The sequence below is a fragment of the Endozoicomonas sp. 8E genome, assembly GCF_032883915.1.
GTDB lineage: Bacteria > Pseudomonadota > Gammaproteobacteria > Pseudomonadales > Endozoicomonadaceae > Endozoicomonas_A.
The window spans coordinates 6,135,950-6,154,977 of record NZ_CP120717.1 but is presented as its reverse complement, the minus strand read 5'-3'; the positions used below and the strand labels follow the sequence as shown (position 1 = coordinate 6,154,977).

9 protein-coding genes and 1 pseudogene are annotated in these 19,028 nt (G+C 51.4%); all 10 read right to left on the bottom strand.

Annotated elements, in window-relative coordinates; genetic code table 11:
- Nucleotides 1-96: 96 nt before the first annotated feature.
- The 10 genes and pseudogenes from P6910_RS21335 to P6910_RS21295 all read right to left on the bottom strand — a co-directional run bounded on the left by P6910_RS21335 (nucleotide 97) and on the right by P6910_RS21295 (nucleotide 18,957).
- Nucleotides 97-2,322, bottom strand: coding sequence for a C2H2-type zinc finger protein (locus P6910_RS21335; RefSeq protein ID WP_317143273.1), 2,226 nt, complete (start codon nucleotides 2,320-2,322; stop codon nucleotides 97-99).
- 117 nt (nucleotides 2,323-2,439) lie between these two features.
- Nucleotides 2,440-4,500, bottom strand: coding sequence for a C2H2-type zinc finger protein (locus P6910_RS21330; protein WP_317143272.1), 2,061 nt, complete (start codon nucleotides 4,498-4,500; stop codon nucleotides 2,440-2,442).
- A gap of 114 nt (nucleotides 4,501-4,614) precedes the next feature.
- Complete coding sequence (locus P6910_RS26925) at nucleotides 4,615-4,866, bottom strand: C2H2-type zinc finger protein (RefSeq protein WP_410493846.1); 252 nt, start codon at nucleotides 4,864-4,866, stop codon at nucleotides 4,615-4,617.
- Nucleotides 4,867-5,366: 500 nt separating this feature from the next.
- Nucleotides 5,367-5,642, bottom strand: a pseudogene (locus P6910_RS26920) (C2H2-type zinc finger protein); the annotation flags it as partial.
- A gap of 1,059 nt (nucleotides 5,643-6,701) precedes the next feature.
- Complete coding sequence (locus P6910_RS21320) at nucleotides 6,702-8,360, bottom strand: C2H2-type zinc finger protein (protein ID WP_317143270.1); 1,659 nt, start codon at nucleotides 8,358-8,360, stop codon at nucleotides 6,702-6,704.
- 117 nt (nucleotides 8,361-8,477) lie between these two features.
- Nucleotides 8,478-10,367 (bottom strand): C2H2-type zinc finger protein, encoded by a 1,890-nt coding sequence (locus P6910_RS21315; protein WP_317143269.1) that lies wholly within the window; start codon nucleotides 10,365-10,367, stop codon nucleotides 8,478-8,480.
- A 117-nt stretch (nucleotides 10,368-10,484) separates the two neighbouring features.
- Nucleotides 10,485-11,942, bottom strand: coding sequence for a C2H2-type zinc finger protein (locus P6910_RS21310; protein ID WP_317143268.1), 1,458 nt, complete (start codon nucleotides 11,940-11,942; stop codon nucleotides 10,485-10,487).
- Between the two features lie 593 nt (nucleotides 11,943-12,535).
- Nucleotides 12,536-14,263, bottom strand: coding sequence for a C2H2-type zinc finger protein (locus P6910_RS21305; protein WP_317143267.1), 1,728 nt, complete (start codon nucleotides 14,261-14,263; stop codon nucleotides 12,536-12,538).
- A gap of 554 nt (nucleotides 14,264-14,817) precedes the next feature.
- Nucleotides 14,818-16,452 carry a C2H2-type zinc finger protein gene (locus P6910_RS21300; RefSeq protein WP_317143266.1) on the bottom strand — a complete coding sequence of 545 codons (1,635 nt, stop codon included), beginning with the start codon at nucleotides 16,450-16,452 and terminating at the stop codon, nucleotides 14,818-14,820.
- 117 nt (nucleotides 16,453-16,569) lie between these two features.
- Nucleotides 16,570-18,957 (bottom strand): C2H2-type zinc finger protein, encoded by a 2,388-nt coding sequence (locus tag P6910_RS21295; RefSeq protein WP_317143265.1) that lies wholly within the window; start codon nucleotides 18,955-18,957, stop codon nucleotides 16,570-16,572.
- Nucleotides 18,958-19,028: the final 71 nt, after the last annotated feature.

The window sequence follows — 19,028 nt, the reverse complement described above, 5'->3', positions numbered from 1 at the left end:
TGAGCGTTTAATAATTCTATCCTTGCCTTCTGGTTTACAGAGAGGAAGGATAGTTTGTAGTCGTCACAAGGCTAGAGACTGATAGGGCGTTGACAGCTAGTCCGACAGTTTCCCTTGGTAATCAGACTTATTCACTTTATCTGCCGGAGGACTGATTTCATTGTCCTTGTGCAGATCAGCAATCTTACGTTTTCGATGTTGCCTTCTGTGATTCGACAGGGCTTGAGTGTTTGGCAGGGTCTTCTGGCACTCAGGGCAGGTTTGCGCTCCGGTGTGGTCTCTTCTTTTGTGATCTGTCAGGGCTTTCGCGTTTGGCAGGGTCTTCTGGCACTCAGGGCAGGTTTGCGCTCCGGTGTGGTCTCTTCTTTTGTGACTCGACAGGGCTTGAGCGTTTGGCAGGGTCTTCTGGCACTCAGAGCAGGTTTGCGCTCCGGTGTGGTCTCTTCTTTTGTGAACCGACAGGGCTTGAGCATTTGGCAGGGTCTTCTGGCACTCAGGGCAGGTTTGCGCTCCGGTGTGGTCTCTTCTTTTGTGAACCGACAGGGCTTGAGCGGTTGACAGGGTCTTCCGGCACTCAGGGCAGGTTTGCGCTCCGGTGTGGTCTCTTCTTTTGTGAACCGACAGGGCTTGAGCATTTGGCAGGGTCTTCTGGCACTCAGGGCAGGTTTGCGCTCCGGTGTGGTCTCTTCTTTTGTGAACCGACAGGGCTTGAGCATTTGGCAGGGTCTTCTGGCACTCAGGGCAGGTTTGCGCTCTGGTGTGGTCTCTTCTTTTGTGAACCGACAGGCCTTGAGCGTTTGGCAGGGTCTTCTGGCACTCAGGGCAGGTTTGCGCTCCGGTGTGGTCTCTTCTTTTGTGAACCGACAGGGCTTGAGCGTTTGGCAGGGTCTTCTGGCACTCAGGGCAGGTTTGCGCTCCGGTGTGGTCTCTTCTTTTGTGACTCGACAGGGCTTGAGCGTTTGGCAGGGTCTTCTGGCACTCAGGACAGGTTTGCGCTCCGGTGTGGTCTCTTCTTTTGTGACGCGACAGGGCTTGAGCATTTGGCAGGGTCTTCTGGCATTCAGGGCAGGTTTGCGCTCCGGTGTGGTCTCTTCTTTTGTGATCCGACAGGGCTTTCGCGTTTGGCAGAGGCTTCTGGCACTCAGGGCAGGTTTGCGCTCTGGTGTGGTCTCTTCTTTTGTGATCCGACAGGGCTTGAGCGTTTGGAAGGGTCTTCAGGCACTCAGGGCAGGTTTGCGCTCCGGTGTGGTATTTTGTTTTGTGATCCGACAGGGCTTGAGCGTTTGGCAGGGTCTTCTGGCACTCAGGGCAGGTTTGCGCTCCGGTGTGGTATTTTGTTTTGTGATTCGACAGGGCTTTAGCATTCTTGCAGGCCATCCCGCATGACTGCTGCTGCCCATCCTCCCCAACTACTGTCACATCACAGGTTTGTTGCCCCGTATGTAATCTTTTTTTGTGTCTTGATAGAGATTCAGCATTCTTGAAGACCTTCCCGCATTGCAGCAGCTGGCCATTCTCTCCAATCAGGATCACGTTACAGGTTACTTGCCCGTAAGGGTCAGTTGCATGAGGTACGCCTGCACCCGTTGAGTCTGAGGCGACCCCATTAGTAGCGTTGCAACTGGATGAATCGGAAGCTGGTCGGAATCGACAAACACCATGACAGGGATGAACGAAACAATTTAAGCCCAAAGTATGTGAATACTGCTCAGGGGCCTCTTCACCGTCGGCAGAGTCAGAAAACAGTAGGCTGGTGAAATAACCTGTAATGTGAGTGGTGGATTGTACGGTTTGCTGGCCGGATGATTCTGATGACTGGCCTTGTTGTGGGTCATGTTCATCGCCAGGCTTCACAGTGTTGATTGCAATCGGGTGATCCCCCTGTGTCAAAATGGATACCGCCTCTTGATATCCAATAGGGTTAAACATCGATAAATCGAGATTCCAATAACTTTTTAGCAGCCAGCCGACAACGAGAAACCATAAGGAATGGATGGAGCTTGGAGGGGTGTCTTTGCTGGTCAGGATCAGTTCGTAGGCAATCAGTAGGTTTGTGGCATAAAGCCATTGCCACGAAATCGACCCAATGAAGGTGGTTTTCATTCCGTAACTGTCATCTCTGTGTCGTTTTTTTTGGGGTTCCCAATGTCGTTCTGCGCAGTCATTTTTGTCGGCAATGCCTGATGGCCTGCCCGTCCATTTATGCCGGTCATGATTTATAGAGACGTTCTTTTTTAGAGAACCTGCGCTCTGTTCAAGCTCGACAATAAAGCGTCCTGTCAACGGTTCGGCCTGACAGATGACAGTTAACCACAGTAGCAACAGCAGTGCCGCAAAGAGTGAGCGTTTAATAATTCTATCCTTGTCTTCTGGTTTACAGAGAGGAAGGATAGTTTGTAGTCGTCACAAGGCCAGAGACTGATAGGGTGTTGACAGCTATTAGTCCGACAGTTTCTCCCGGTAATCAGACTTATTCACTTTATCTGCCGAAGGACTGATTTCATTGTCCTTGTCCAGATCAGCAATCTTACGTTTTCGGTGTTGCCTTTTGTGATCCGACAGGGCACTCGCGTTTGGCAGGGTCTTCTGGCACTCAGGGCAGATTTGCGCTCCGGTGTGGTCTCTTCTTTTGTGATCCGACAGGGCTTGAGCGTTTGGCAGGGTCTTCTGGCACTCAGGGCAGGTTTGCTCTCCGGTGTGGTATTTTGTTTTGTGAACCGACAGGGCTTTCGCGTTTGGCAGGGTCTTCTGGCATTCAGGGCAGATTTGCGCTCCGGTGTGGTCTCTTCTTTTGTGACCCGACAGGGCTTGAGCGTTTGGCAGGGTCTTCTGGCACGCAGGGCAGGTTTGCGCTCCGGTGTGGTCTCTTCTTTTGTGAACCGACAGGGCAATCGCGTTTGGCAGGGTCTTCTGGCACTCAGGGCAGATTTGCGCTCCGGAGTGGTCTCTTCTTTTGTGACCCGACAGGGCTTGAGCGTTTGGCAGGGTCTTCTGGCACTCAGGGCAGGTTTGCGCTCCGGAGTGGTCTCTTCTTTTGTGATCCGACAAGGCACTCGCGTTTGGCAGGGTCTTCTGGCACTCAGGGCAGGTTTGCGCTCCGGTGTGGTACTTTGTTTTGTGAACCGACAGGGCTTTCGCGTTTGGCAGGGTCTTCTGGCATTCAGGGCAGATTTGCGCTCCGGTGTGGTCTCTTCTTTTGTGACCCGACAGGGCTTGAGCGTTTGGCAGGGTCTTCTGGCACGCAGGGCAGGTTTGCGCTCCGGTGTGGTCTCTTCTTTTGTGAACCGACAGGGCAATCGCGTTTGGCAGGGTCTTCTGGCACTCAGGGCAGATTTGCGCTCCGGAGTGGTCTCTTCTTTTGTGACCCGACAGGGCTTGAGCGTTTGGCAGGGTCTTCTGGCACTCAGGGCAGGTTTGCGCTCCGGAGTGGTCTCTTCTTTTGTGATCCGACAGGGCAATCGCGTTTGACAGGGTCTTCTGGCACTCAGGGCAGGTTTGCGCTCCGGAGTGGTCTCTTCTTTTGTGATTCGACAGGGCTTTAGCATTCTTGCAGGCCATCCCGCATGACTGCTGCCCATCCTCCCCAACTACTGTCACATCACAGGTTTGTTGCCCCGTATGTAATCTTTTTTTGTGTCTTGATAGATATTCAGCATTCTTGAAGACCTTCCCGCATTGCAGCAGCTGGCCATTCTCTCCAATCAGGATCACGTTACAGGTTACTTGCCCGTAAGGGTCAGTTGCATGAGGTACGCCTGCCCCCGTTGAGTCTGGGGCGACCCCATTAGTAGCGTTGCAACTGGATGAATCGGAAGCTGGTTGGAATCGACAAACGCCATGACAGGGATGGACGAAACAATTTAAGCCCAAAGTATGTGAATACTGCTCAGGGGCCTCTTCACCGTCGGCAGAGTCAGAAAACAGTAGGCTGGTGAAATAGCCTGTAATGTGAGTGGTGGATTGTGCGGTTTGCTGGCCGGATGATTCTGATGACTGGCCTTGTTGTGGGTCATGTTCATCGCCAGGCTTCATAGTGTTGATTGCAATCGGGTGATTCCCCTGTGTCAAAATAGATGCCGCCTCTTGATGTCCAATAGGGTTAAACATCGATAAATCGGGGTTCCAATAACTTTTTAGCAGCCAGCCGACAACGAGAAACCATAAGGAATGGATGGAGCTTGGAGGGGTGTCTTTGCTGGTCAGGATCAGTTCGTAGGCAATCAGTAGGTTTGTGGCATAAAGCCATTGCCACGAAATCGACCCAATGAAGGTGGTTTTTATTCCGTAACTGTAATCTCTGTGTCGTTTTTTTTTGGGTTCCCAATGGAGTTCTGCGCAGTCATTTTTGTCGGCAATGCCTGATGGCCTGCCCGTCCATTTATGCCGATCATGATTTATAGAGACGTTCTTTTTTTGAGAACCTGTACTCTGTTCAGGCTCGACAATCAAACGCCCTGTCAACGGTTCGGCCTGACAGATGACAGTTAACCACAGTAGCAACAGCAGTGCCGCAAAGGATGAGCGTTTAATAATTCTATCCTTGCCTTCTGGTTTACAGAGAGGAAGGATAGTTTGTAGTCGTCACAAGGCTAGAGACTGATAGGGCGTTGACAGCTAGTCCGACAGTTTCCCATGGTAATCAGACTTATTCACTTTATCTGCCGGAGGACTGATTTCATTGTCCTTGTGCAGATCAGCAATCTTACGTTTTCGATGTTGCCTTCTGTGATCCGACAGGGCTTGAGCGTTTGGCAGGGTCTTCTGGCACTCAGGGCAGGTTTGCGCTCCGGTGTGGTCTCTTCTTTTGTGATGCGACAGGGCTTGAGCGTTTGGCAGGGTCTTCTGGCACTGAGAACAGGTTTGCACTCCGGTGTGGTCTCTTCTTTTGTGATCCGACAGGGCTTTCGCGTTTGGCAGAGGCTTCTGGCACTCAGGGCAGGTTTGCGCTCCGGTGTGGTCTCTTCTTTTGTGACGCGACAGGGCTTGAGCGTTTGGCAGGGTCTTCTGGCACTCAGGGCAGGTTTGCGCTCCGGAGTGGTCTCTTCTTTTGTGACTCGACAGGGCACTCGCGTTTGGCAGGGTCTTCTGGCACTCAGGGCAGGTTTGCGCTCCGGTGTGGTCTCTTTTTTGTGATCCGACAGGGCTTGAGCGTTTGGCAGGGTCTTCTGGCACTCAAGGCAGGTTTGTTGCCCGGTGTGGTATTCGCTTTTGTGATTCGACAGGGCTTTCGCGTTTGGCAGGGGCTTCTGGCACTCAGGACAGGTTTGTGCTCCGGTGTGGTCTCTTCTTTTGTGAACATGCAGGGCTTTCGCGTTTGGCAGGATCTTCTGGCACTCAGGGCAGGTTTGTTGTCCGGTGTGGTATTCGCTTTTGTGAACCGACAGGGCTTGAGTGTTTGGCAGGGTTTTCTGGCACTCAGGGCAGGTATGCGCTCTGGTGTGGTGTCTTCTTTTGTGAACATGCAGGGCTTTCGCGTTTGGCAGGGTCTTCTGGCACTCAGGGCAGGTTTGTTGCCCGGTGTGGTATTCGCTTTTGTGAACCGACAGGGCTCGAGCGTTTGGCAGGGTCTTCTGGCACTCAGGGCAGGTTTGCGCTCCGGTGTGGTCTCTTCTCTTGTGATTCGACAGGACTTTAGCATTCATGCAGACCATCCCGCATGACCGCTGCTGACCATTCTCTCCGACTGCTGTCACATCACAGCTTTGTTGCCCCGTGTGTAATCTTTTTTTGTGTCTTGATAGAGATTCAGCATTCTTGAAGACCTTCCCGCATTGCAGCAGCTGGCCATTCTCTCCAATCAGGATCACGTTACAGGTTGCTTGCCCGTAAGGGTCAGTTGCATGAGGTACGCCTGCACCCGTTGAGTCTGGGGCGACCCCATTAGTAGCGTTGCAACTGGATGAATCGGAAGCTGGTCGGAATCGACAAACACCATGACAGGGATGGACGAAACAATTTAAGCCCAAAGTATGTGAATACTGCTCAGGGGCCTCTTCACCGTCGGCAGAGTCAGAAAACAGTAGGCTGGTGAAATAGCCTGTAATGTGAGTGGTGGATTGTGCGGCTTGCTGGCCGGATGATTCTGATGACTGGCCTTGTTGTTGGTCATGTTCATCGCCAGGTTTCATAGTGTTGATTGCAATCTGTGTCAAAATAGATGCCGCCTCTTGATGTCCAATAGGGTTAAACATCGATAAATCGGGGTTCCAATAACTTTTTAGCAGCCAGCCGACAACGAGAAACCATAAGGAATGGGTGGAGCTTGGAGGGGTGTCTTCGCTGGTCAGGATCAGTCCGTAGGCAATCAGCAGCTTTGTGGCATAAAGCCATTGCCACGAAATCGACCCAATGAAGGTGGTTTTTATTCCGTAACTGTAATCTCTGTGTCGTTTTTTTTTGGGTTCCCAGTGTGGTTCTGCGCAGTCATTTTTGTCGGCAATGCCTGATGGCCTGCCCGTCCGTTTATGCCGGTCATGATTTATAGAGACGTTCTTTTTTTGAGAACCTGCACTCTGTTCAGGCTCGACAATCAAACGCCCTGTCAACGGTTCGGCCTGACAGATGACAGTTAACCACAGTAGCAACAGCAGTGCCGCAAAGAGTGAGCGTTTAATAATTCTATCCTTGTCTTCTGGTTTACAGAGAGGAAGGATAGTTTGTAGTCGTCACAAGGCCAGAGACTGATAAGGCGTTGACAGCTATTAGTCCGACAGTTTCCCTTGGTAATCAGACTTATTCACTTTATCTGCCGGAGGACTGATTTCATTGTCCTTGTCCAGATCAGCAATCTTACGTTTTCGGTGTTGCCTTCTGTGATTCGACAGGGCTTTCGCGTTTGGCAGGGTCTTCTGGCACTCAGGGCAGATTTGTGCTCGGGTGTGGTCTCTTCTTTTGTGAACCGACAGGGCTTTCGCGTTTGGCAGGGTCTTCTGGCACTCAGGGCAGGTTTGTTGCCCGGTGTGGTATTCGCTTTTGTGATTCGACAGGGCTTTCGCGTTCGGCAGGGTCTTCTGGCACTCAGGGCAGGTTTGCGCTCCGGTGTGGTCTCTTCTTTTGTGAACCGACAGGGCCTTCGCGTTTGGCAGGGTCTTCTGGCACTCAGGGCAGGTTTGTTGCCCGGTGTGGTATTCGCTTTTGTGATTCGACAGGGCTTGAGCGTTCGGCAGGGTCTTCTGGCACTCAGGGCAGGTTTGCGCTCCGGTGTGGTCTCTTCTTTTGTGAACCGACAGGGCTTTCGCTTTTGGCAGGGTCTTCTGGCACTCAGGGCAGGTTTGCGCTCCGGAGTGGTCTCTTCTTTTGTGATTCGACAGGGCAATCGCGTTCGGCAGAGTCTTCTGGCACTCAGGGCAGGTTTGCACTCCGGAGTGGTCTCTTCTTTTGTGATTTGACAGGACTTTAGCATTCTTGCAGGCCATCCCGCATGACTGCTGCTGCCCATCCTCCCCAACTACTGTCACATCACAGGTTTGTTGCCCCGTGTGTAATCTTTTTTTGTGTCTTGATAGAGATTCAGCATTCTTGAAGACCTTCCCGCATTGCAGCAGCTGGCCATTCTCTCCAATCAGGATCACGTTACAGGTTACTTGCCGGTAAGTGTCAGTTGCATGAGGTACGCCTGCACCCGTTGAGTCTGGGGCGACCCCATTAGTAGCGTTGCAACTGGATGAATCGGAAGCTGGTCGGAATCGACAAACACCATGACAGGGATGAACGAAACAATTTAAGCCCAAAGTATGTGAATACTGCTCAGGGGCCTCTTCACCGTCGGCAGAGTCAGAAAACAGTAGGCTGGTGAAATAGCCTGTAATGTGAGTGGTGGATTGTGCGGTTTGCTGGCCGGATGATTCTGATGACTGGCCTTGTTGTGGGTCATGTTCATCGCCGGGCTTCACAGTGTTGATTGCAATCGGGTGATCCCCCTGTGTCAAAATGGATACCGCCTCTTGATATCCAATAGGGTTAAACATCGATAAATCGGGGTTCCAATAACTTTTTAGCAGCCAGCCGACAACGAGAAACCATAAGGAATGGGTGGAGCTTGGAGGGGTGTCTTCGCTGGTCAGGATCAGTCCGTAGGCAATCAGTAAGTTTGTGGCATAAAGCCATTGCCACGAAATAGACCCAATGAAGGTGGTTTTCATTCCGTAACTGTAATCTCTGTGTCGTTTTTTTTTTGGTTCCCAATGGAGTTCTGCGCAGTCATTTTTGTCGGCAATGCCTGATGGCCTGCCCGTCCATTTATGCCGGTCATGATTTATAGAGACGTTCTTTTTTTGAGAACCTGCACTCTGTTCAAGCACGACAATAGAACGTCCTGTCAACGGTTCGGCCTGACAGATGACAGACAACCACAGTAGCAACAGCAGTGCCGCAAAGAGTGAGCGTTTAATAATTCTATCCTTGTCTTCTGGTTTACAGAGAGGAAGGATAGTTTGTAGTCGTCACAAGGCCAGAGACTGATAAGGCGTTGACAGCTATTAGTCCGACAGTTTCCCTTGGTAATCAGACTTATTCACTTTATCTGCCGGAGGACTGATTTCATTGTCCTTGTCCAGAGCAGCAATCTTACGTTTTCGGTGTTGCCTTCTGTGATTCGACAGGGCTTGAGCGTTTGGCAGGGTCTTCTGGCACTCAGGGCAGGTTTGCGCTCCGGTGTGGTATTTTGTTTTGTGATTCGACAGGGCTTGAGCGTTTGGCAGGGTCTTCTGGCACTCAGGACAGGTTTGCGCTCCGGTGTGGTCTCTTCTTTTGTGATCTGACAGGGCTTTCGCGTTTGGCAGGATCTTCTGGCACTCAGGGCAGGTTTGCGCTTTGGTGTGGTCTCTTCTTTTGTGACGCGACAGGGCTTGAGCGTTTGGCAGGGTCTTCTGGCACTCAGGGCAGGTTTGTTGCCCGGTGTGGTATTCGCTTTTGTGATTCGACAGGGCTTTCGCGTTCGGCAGGGTCTTCTGGCACTCAGGGCAGGTTTGTTGCCCGGTGTGGTATTCGCTTTTGTGATTCGACAGGGCTTTCGCGTTCGGCAGGGTCTTCTGGCACTCAGGGCAGGTTTGCGCTCCGGTGTGGTCTCTTCTTTTGTGACCCGACAGGGCTTTCGCGTTTGGCAGGGTCTTCTGGCACTCAGGGCAGGTTTGCGCTCCGGTGTGGTATTCGCTTTTGTGATTCGACAGGGCTTTTGCGTTCGGCAGGGTCTTCTGGCACTCAGGGCAGGTTTGTTGCCCGGTGTGGTATTCGCTTTTGTGATTCGACAGGGCTTTCGCGTTCGGCAGGGTCTTCTGGCACTCAGGGCAGGTTTGCGCTCCGGAGTGGTCTCTTCTTTTGTGATTCGACAGGGCAATCGCGTTTGGCAGAGTCTTCTGGCACTCAGGGCAGGTTTGCACTCCGGAGTGGTCTCTTCTTTTGTGATTCGACAGGGCTTTAGCATTCTTGCAGGCCATCCCGCATGACTGCTGCTGACCATCCTCCCCAACTACTGTCACATCACAGGTTTGTTGCCCCGTGTGTAATCCTTTTTTGTGTGTTGATAGAGATTCAGCATTCTTGAAGACCTTCCCGCATTGCAGCAGCTGGCCATTCTCTCCAATCAGGATCACGTTACAGGTTGCTTGCCCGTAAGGGTCAGTTGTATGAGGTACGCCTTCACCCGTTGAATCTGGGGCGACCCCATTAGTAGCGTTGCAACTGGATGAATCAGAAGCTGGTCGGAATCGACAAACGCCATGACAGGGATGGATGAAACAATTTAAGCCCAAAGTATGTGAATACTGCTCAGGGGCCTCTTCATCGTCGGCAGAGTCAGAATACAGTAGACTGGTGAAATAGCCTCTAATGTGAGTGGTGGATTGTGCGGTTTGCTGGCCGGATGATTCTGATGACTGGCCTTGTTGTGGGTCATGTTCATCGCCAGGCTTCATAGTGTTGATTGCAATCTGTGTCAAAATAGATGCCGCCTCTTGATGTCCAATAGGGTTAAACATCGATAAATCGGGGTTCCAATAACTTTTTAGCAGCCAGCCGACAACGAGAAACCATAAGGAATGGATGGAGCTTGGAGGGGTGTCTTTGCGGGTCAGGATCAGTTCGTAGGCAATCAGTAGGTTTGTGGCATAAAGCCATTGCCACGAAATCGACCCAATGAAGGTGGTTTTCATTCCGTAACTGTCATCTCTGTGTCGTTTTTTTTTGTGTTCCCAATGGAGTTCTGCGCAGTCATTTTTGTCGGCAATGCCTGATGGCCTGCCCGTCCGTTTATGCCGGTCATGATTTACAGAGACGTTCTTTTTTAGAGAACCTGTACTCTGTTCAAGCTCGACAATCAAACGCCCTGTCAACGGTTTGGCCTGACAGATGACAGTTAACCACAGTAGCAACAGCAGTGTCGCAAAGAGTGAGCGTTTAATAATTCTATCCTTGTCTTCTGGTTTACAGAGAGGAAGGATAGTTTGTAGTCGTCACAAGACCAGAGACTGATAAGGCGTTGACAGCTATTAGTCCGACAGTTTCTCCCGGTAATCAGACTTATTCACTTTATCTGCCGGAGGACTGATTTCATTGTCCTTGTCCAGATCAGCAATCTTACGTTTTCGGTGTTGCCTTTTGTGACTCGAGAGGGCTTTCGCGTTTGGCAGGGTCTTCTGGCACTCAGGGCAGGTTTGCGCTTTGGTGTGGTCTCTTCTTTTGTGACGCGACAGGGCTTGAGCGTTTGGCAGGGTCTTCTGGCACTCAGGGCAGGTTTGTTGCCCGGTGTGGTATTCGCTTTTGTGATTCGACAGGGCTTTCGCGTTCGGCAGGGTCTTCTGGCACTCAGGGCAGGTTTGCGCTCCGGAGTGGTCTCTTCTTTTGTGAACCGACAGGGCTTTCGCGTTTGGCAGGGTCTTCTGGCACTCAGGGCAGGTTTGTTGCCCGGTGTGGTATTCGCTTTTGTGAACCGACAAGGCTTTCGCGTTTGGCAGGGTCTTCTGGCACTCAGGGCAGGTTTGCGCTCCAGTGTGATCTCTTCTTTTGTGATCCGCCAGGGCTTTCGTGTTTGGCAGGGTCTTCTGGCACTCAGGGCAGGTTTGCGCTCCGGTGTGGTATTTTGTTTTGTGAACATACAGGGCTTGAGCGTTTGGCAGGGTCTTCTGGCACTCAGGGCAGGTTTGCGCTCCGGTGTGGTATTTTGTTTTGTGACCCGACAGGGCTTGAGCATTTGGCAGGGTCTTCTGGCACTCAGGGCAGGTTTGCGCTCCGGTGTGGTATTTTGTTTTGTGACCCGACAGGGCTTGAGCATTTGGCAGGGTCTTCTGGCACTCAGGGCAGGTTTGCGCTCCGGAGTGGTCTCTTCTTTTGTGAACATACAGGGCTTGAGCGTTTGGCAGGGTCTTCTGGCACTCAGGGCAGGTTTGCGCTCCGGTGTGATCTCTTCTTTTGTGATTCGACAGAACCATAGTATTCTTGCAGACCATCCCGCATGACCGCTGCTGACCGTCCTCCCCAACCGGTGTCACATCACAGATTTGTTGCCCCGTGTGTAATCTTTTTTTGTGTCTTGATAGAGATACAGCATTCTTGAAGACCTTCCCGCATTGCCGCAGCTGGCCATTCTCTCCAATCAGGATCACGTTACAGGTTACTTGCCGGTAAGTGTCAGTTGCATGAGGTACGCCTGCACCCGTTGAGTCTGGGGCGACCCCATTAGTAGCGTTGCAACTGGATGAATCGGAAGCTGGTCGGAATCGACAAACACCATGACAGGGATGGACGAAACAAGTTAAGCCCAAAGTATGTGAATACTGCTCAGGGGCCTCTTCACCATCGGCAGAGTCAGAATACAGTAGGCTGGTGAAATAGCCTGTAATGTGAGTGGTGGATTGTGCGGTTTGCTGGCCGGATGATTCTGATGACTGGCCTTGTTGTGGGTCATGTTCATCGCCAGGCTTCATAGTGTTGATTGCAATCTGTGTCAAAATAGATGCCGCCTCTTGATGTCCAATAGGGTTAAACATCGATAAATCGGGGTTCCAATAACTTTTTAGCAGCCAGCCGACAACGAGAAACCATAAGGAATGGGTGGAGCTTGGAGGGGTGTCTTCGCTGGTCAGGATCAGTCCGTAGGCAATCAGCAGCTTTGTGGCATAAAGCCATTGCCACGAAATCGACCCAATGAAGGTGGTTTTTATTCCGTAACTGTAATCTCTGTGTCGTTTTTTTTTGGGTTCCCAATGTGGTTCTGCGCAGTCATTTTTGTCGGCAATGCCTAATGGCCCGCCCGTCCGTTTATGCCGGTCATGATTTATAGAGAAGTTCTTTTTTTGAGAGCCTGCACTCTGTTTAAGCTCGACAATAAAACGTCTTGTTAAGGGTTCGCACTGACAGGCAACAGATAACGACAGTAACAGCAGTGCCGCAAAGATTGAGTGCTTAATAATTTTATCCTTGTGTTCTGGCCTACAGAGAGGAAGGATAGATCAAGAAAGTAAGCGTTTTTTTCTGTTAAAAACCTTCTTTTAAAAAACCAAAGCTGCACAGGGCAAAACCTCATAAGAGGACAGGCGCCAGATCAGGGGACACATTGGTTCAAATCAACAAGCTTGCGTTTTCGATGCACTCTTTTGTGTTCCGATAAAGCTTGAGCACTCTTGCAGACCTTCCCGCATGGGCGCGGCTGACCATCCTCCCCGACTATGGTCTCTTCACAGGTTTGTTGCCCGGCGTGGTCTCTTCTTTTGTGACTCGACAGGGCTTGAGCGGTTGGCAGGGTCTTCTGGCACTCAGGGCAGGTTTGCGCTCCGGTGTGGTATTTTGTTTTGTGAACCGACAGGGCTTGAGCATTTGGCAGGGTCTTCTGGCACTCAGGGCAGGTTTGCGCTCCGGTGTGGTCTCTTCTTTTGTGATCCGACAAGGCTTTCGCGTTTGGCAGGGTCTTCTGGCATTCAGGGCAGGTTTGCGCTCCGGTGTGATTTCTTCTTTTGTGATCCGACAGGGCTTGAGCGTTTGGCAGGGTCTTCTGGCACTCAGGGCAGGTTTGCGCTCCGGTGTGGTCTCTTCTTTTGTGATCCGAAAGGGCTTTCGTGTTTGGCAGGGTCTTCTGGCACTCAGGGCAGGTTTGTGCTCCGGTGTGGTATTTTGTTTTGTGATCCGACAGGGCTTGAGCGTTTGGCAGGGTCTTCTGGCACTCAGGACAGGTTTGCGCTCCGGTGTGGTATTTTGTTTTGTGAACCGACAGGGCTTTCGCGTTTGGCAGGGTCTTCTGGCACTCAGGGCAGGTTTGCGCTCCGGTGTGGTCTCTTCTTTTGTGACTCGACAGGGCTTTCGCGTTTGGCAGGGTCTTCTGGCACTCAGGACAGGTTTGCGCTCCGGTGTGGTCTCTTCTTTTGTGACTCGACAGGGCTTTCGCGTTTGGCAGGGTCTTCTGGCACTCAGGGCAGGTTTGCGCTCCGGTGTGGTCTCTTCTTTTGTGAACATACAGGGCTTTCGCGTTTGGCAGGGTCTTCTGGCACTCAGGGCAGGTTTGTTGCCCGGTGTGGTATGCGCTTTTGTGAACATGCAGGGCTTTCGCGTTTGGCAGGGTCTTCTGGCACTCAGGGCAGGTTTGCGCTCCGGAGTGGTCTCTTCTTTTGTGATCCGACAGGGCACTCGCGTTTGGCAGGGTCTTCTGGCACTCAGGGCAGGTTTGCGCTCCGGTGTGGCCTCTTCTTTTGTGATTCGACAGGGCTTTAGCATTCTTACAGGCCATCCCGCATGACTGCTGCTGCCCATCCTCCCCAACTACTGTCACATCACAGGTTTGTTGCCCCGTGTGTAATCTTTTTTTGTGTGTTAATAGAGATTCAGCATTTTTGAAGACCTTCCCGCATTGCAGCAGCTGGCCATTCTCTACAATCAGGATCACGTTACAGGTTACTTGCCCGTATGGGTCAGTTGCATGAGGTACGCCTGCACCCCTTGAGTCTGGGGCGACCCCATCAGTAGCGTTGCAACTGGATGAATCGGAAGCTGGTCGGAATCGACAAACGCCATGACAGGGATGGACGAAACAATTTAAGCCCAAAGTATGTGAATACTGCTCAGGGGCCTCTTCACCGTCGGCAGAGTCAGAAAACAGTAGGCTGGTGAAATAGCCTCTAATGTGAGTGGTGGATTGTGCGGTTTGCTGGCCGGATGATTCTGATGACTGGCCTTGTTGTGGGTCATGTTCATCGCCAGGCTTCATAGTGTTGATTGCAATCGGGTGATCCCCCTGTGTCAAAATGGATACCGCCTCTTGATGTCCAATAGGGTTAAACATCGATAAATCGGGGTTCCAATAATTTTTTAGCAGCCAGCCGACAACGAGAAACCATAAGGAATGGATGGAGCTTGGAGGGGTGTCTTTGCTGGTCAGGATCAGTTCGTAGGCAATCAGTAGGTTTGTGGCATAAAGCCATTGCCACGAAATCGACCCAATGAAGGTGGTTTTGATTCCGTAACTGTAATCTCTGTGTCGTTTTTTTTTGGGTTCCCAATGTGGTTCTGCGCAGTCATTTTTGTCGGCAATGCCTAATGGCCCGCCCGTCCGTTTATGCCGGTCATGATTTATAGAGAAGTTCTTTTTTTGAGAGCCTGCACTCTGTTTAAGCTCGACAATAAAACGTCTTGTTAAGGGTTCGCACTGACAGGCAACAGATAACGACAGTAACAGCAGTGCCGCAAAGATTGAGTGCTTAATAATTTTATCCTTGTGTTCTGGCCTACAGAGAGGAAGGATAGATCAAGAAAGTAAGCGTTTTTTTCTGTTAAAAACCTTCTTTTAAAAAACCAAAGCTGCACAGGGCAAAACCTCATAAGAGGACAGGCACCAGATCAGGGGACACCTTGGTTCAAATCAACAAGCTTGCGTTTTCGATGCACTCTTTTGTGTTCCGATAAAGCTTGAGCACTCTTGCAGACCTTCTCGCATGGGCGCGGCTGTCCATCCTCCCCGACTATGGTCTCTTCGCAGGTTTTTTGCCCGGCGTGGTCTCTTCTTTTGTGACCCGACAGGGCTTGAGCGGTTGGCAGGGTCTTCTGGCACTCAGGGCAGGTTTGCGCTCCGGTGTGGTATTTTGTTTTGTGAACCGACAGGGCTTGAGCATTTGGCAGGGTCTTCTGGCACTCAGGGCAGGTTTGCGCTCCGGTGTGGTCTCTTCTTTTGTGAGCCGACAAGGCTTTCGCGTTTGGCAGGGTCTTCTGGCATTCAGGGCAGGTTTGCGCTCCGGTGTGATTTCTTCTTTTGTGATCCGACAGGGCTTGAGCGTTTGGCAGGGTCTTCTGGCACTCAGGGCAGGTTTGCGCTCCGGTGTGGTCTCTTCTTTTGTGAACATACAGGGCTTTCGCGTTTGGCAGGGTCTTCTGGCACTTAGGGCAGGTTTGTTGCCCGGTGTGGTATGCGCTTTTGTGAACATGCAGGGCTTTCCAGTTTGGCAGTGTCTTCTGGCACTCTGGGCAGGTTTGCGCTCCGGAGTGGTCTCTTCTTTTGTGATTCGACAGGGCTTTAGCATTCTTGCAGGCCATCCCGCATGACTGCTGCTGCCCATCTTCCCCAACTACTGTCACATCACAGGTTTGTTGCCCCGTGTGTAATCTTTTTTTGTGTGTTGATAGAGATTCAGCGTTCTTGAAGACCTTCCCGCATTGTAGCAGCTGGCCATTCTCTCCAATCAGGATCACATTACAGGTTACTTGCCCGTAGAGGTCAGTTGCATGAGGTACGCCTGCACCCGTTGAGTCTGAGGCGACCCCATTAGTAGCGTTGCAACTGGATGAATCGGAAGCTGGTCGGAATCGACAAATGCCATGACAGGGATGGACGAAACAATTTAAGCCCAAAGTATGTGAATACTGCTCAGGGGCCTCTTCACCGTCGGCAGAGTCAGAAAACAGTAGGCTGGTGAAATAGCCTGTAATGTGAGTGGTGGATTGTGCGGTTTGCTGGCCGGATGATTCTGATGACTGGCCTTGTTGTGGGTCATGTTCATGGCCAGGCATCATAGTGTTGATTGCAATCGGGTGATCCCCCTGTGTCAAAATGGATACCGCCTCTTGATATCCAATAGGGTTAAACATCGATAAATCGGGGTTCCAATAACTTTTTAGCAGCCGGCCGACAACGAGAAACCATAAGGAATGGGTGGAGCTTGGAGGGGTGTCTTCGCCGGTCAGGATCAGTCCGTAGGCAATCAGTAGGTTTGTGACATAAAGCCATTGCCACGAAATAGACCCAATGAAGGTGGTTTTCATTCCGTAACTGTAATATCTGTGTCGTTTTTTTTTGGGTTCCCAATGGAGTTCTGCGCAGTCATTTTTGTCGGCAATGCCTGATGGCCTGCCCGTCCATTTATGCCGGTCATGATTTATAGAGACGTTCTTTTTTAGAGAACCTGCGCTCTGTTCAAGCTCGACAATAAAGCGTCCTGTCAACGGTTCGGCCTGACAGATGACAGTTAACCACAGTAGCAACAGCAGTGCCGCAAAGGGTGAGCGTTTAATAATTCTATCCTTGTCTTCTGGTTTACAGAGAGGAAGGATAGTTTGTAGTCGTCACAAGACCAGAGACTGATAAGGCGTTGACAGCTATTAGTCCGACAGTTTCTCCCGGTAATCAGACTTATTCACTTTATCTGCCGGAGGACTGATTTCATAGTCCTTGACCAGATCAGCAATCTTACGTTTTCGGTGTTGCCTTCTGTGACTCGAGAGGCCTTGAGCGTTTGGCAGGGTCTTCTGGCACTCAGGGCAGGTTTGCGCTCCGGTGTGGTCTCTTCTTTTGTGACCCGACAGGGCTTGAGCGTTTGGCAGGGTCTTCTGGCACTCAGGGCAGGTTTGCGCTCCGGTGTGGTCTCTTCTTTTGTGACCCGACAGGGCTTGAGCGTTTGGCAGGGTCTTCTGGCACTCAGGGCAGGTTTGCGCTCCGGTGTGGTCTCTTCTTTTGTGAACCGACAGGGCTTTCGCGTTTGGCAGGGTCTTCTGGCACTCAGGGCAGGTTTGTTGCCCGGTGTGGTATTCGCTTTTGTGATTCGACAGGGCACTCGCGTTTGGCAGGGTTTTCTGGCACTCAGGGCAGGTTTGCGCTTTGGTGTGGTCTCTTCTTTTGTGAACCGACAGGGCATTCGCGTTTGGCAGGGTTTTCTGGCACTCAGGGCAGATTTTCGCTCCGGTGTGGTCTCTTCTTTTGTGACCCGACAGGACTTGAGCGTTTGGCAGTGTCTTCTGGCACTCAGGGCAGGTTTGCGCTCCGGAGTGGTCTCTTCTTTTGTGATCCGACAGGGCACTCGCGTTTGGCAGGGTCTTCTGGCACTCAGGGCAGATTTGCGCTCCGGTGTGGTCTCTTCTTTTGTGACCCGACAGGGCAATCGCGTTTGGCAGGGTCTTCTGGCACTCAGGGCAGGTTTGCGCTCCGGAGTGGTCTCTTCTTTTGTGATCCGACAGGGCAATCGCGTTTGGCAGGGTCTTCTGGCACTCAGGGCAGGTTTGCGCTCTGGTGTGGTCTCTTCTTTTGTGATCCGACAGGGCTTTCGCGTTTGGCAGGGTCTTCTGGCACTCAGGGCAGGTTTGCGCTCCGGTGTGGTCTCTTCTTTTGTGAACCGACAAGGCTTTCGCGTTTGGCAGGGTCTTCTGGCACTCAGGGCAGGTTTGTTGCCCGGTGTGGTATTCGCTTTTGTGAACCGACAAGGCTTTCGCGTTTGGCAGGGTCTTCTGGCACTCAGGGCAGGTTTGCGCTCCGGTATGGTCTCTTCTTTTGTGAACATACAGGGCTTTCGCGTTTGGCAGGGTCTTCTGGCACTTAGGGCAGGTTTGTTGCCCGGTGTGGTATGCGCTTTTGTGAACATGCAGGGCTTTCCAGTTTGGCAGTGTCTTCTGGCACTCAGGGCAGGTTTGCGCTCCGGTATGATCTCTTCTTTTGTGATCCCACAGGGCTTGAGCGTTTGGCAGGGTCTTTTGGCACTCAGGGCAGGTTTGCGCTCCGGAGTGGTCTCTTCTTTTGTGATTCGACAGGGCTTTAGCATTCTTGCAGGCCATCCCGCATGACTGCTGCTGCCCATCCTCCCCAACTACTGTCACATCACAGGTTTGTTGCCCCGTGTGTAATCTTTTTTTGTGTCTTGATAGAGATTCAGCGTTCTTGAAGACCTTCCCGCATTGCAGCAGCTGGCCATTCTCTCCAATCAGGATCACGTTACAGGTTACTTGACCGTAAGGGTCAGTTGCATGAGGTACGCCTGCACCCGTTGAGTCTGAGGCGACCCCATTAGTAGCGTTGCAACTGGATGAATCGGAAGCTGGCCGGAATCGACAAATGCCGTGACAGGGATGGACGAAACAATTTAAGCCCAAAGTATGTGAATACTGCTCAGGGGCCTCTTCACCGTCGGCAGAGTCAGAATACAGTAGGCTGGTGGAATAGCCTGTAATGTGAGTGGTGGATTGTGCGGTTTGCTGGCCGGATGATTCTGATGACTGGCCTTGTTGTTGGTCATGTTCATCGCCAGGCTTCATAGTGTTGATTGCAATCGGGTGATCAACCTGTGTCAAAATAGATGCCGCCTCTTGATGTCCAATAGGGTTAAACATCGATAAATCGGGGTTCCAATAACTTTTTAGCAGCCAGCCGACAACGAGAAACCATAAGGAATGGGTGGAGCTTGGAGGGGTGTCTTCGCTGGTCAGGATCAGTCCGTAGGCAATCAGTAAGTTTGTGGCATAAAGCCATTGCCACGAAATAGACCCAATGAAGGTGGTTTTCATTCCGTAACTGTAATCTCTGTGTCGTTTTTTTTTTGGTTCCCAATGGAGTTCTGCGCAGTCATTTTTGTCGGCAATGCCTGATGGCCTGCCCGTCCATTTATGCCGGTCATGATTTATAGAGACGTTCTTTTTTTGAGAACCTGCACTCTGTTCAAGCACGACAATAGAACGTCCTGTCAACGGTTCGGCCTGACAGATGACAGACAACCACAGTAGCAACAGCAGTGCCGCAAAGAGTGAGCGTTTAATAATTCTATCCTTGCCTTCAGGTATACAGAGAGGAAGGATAG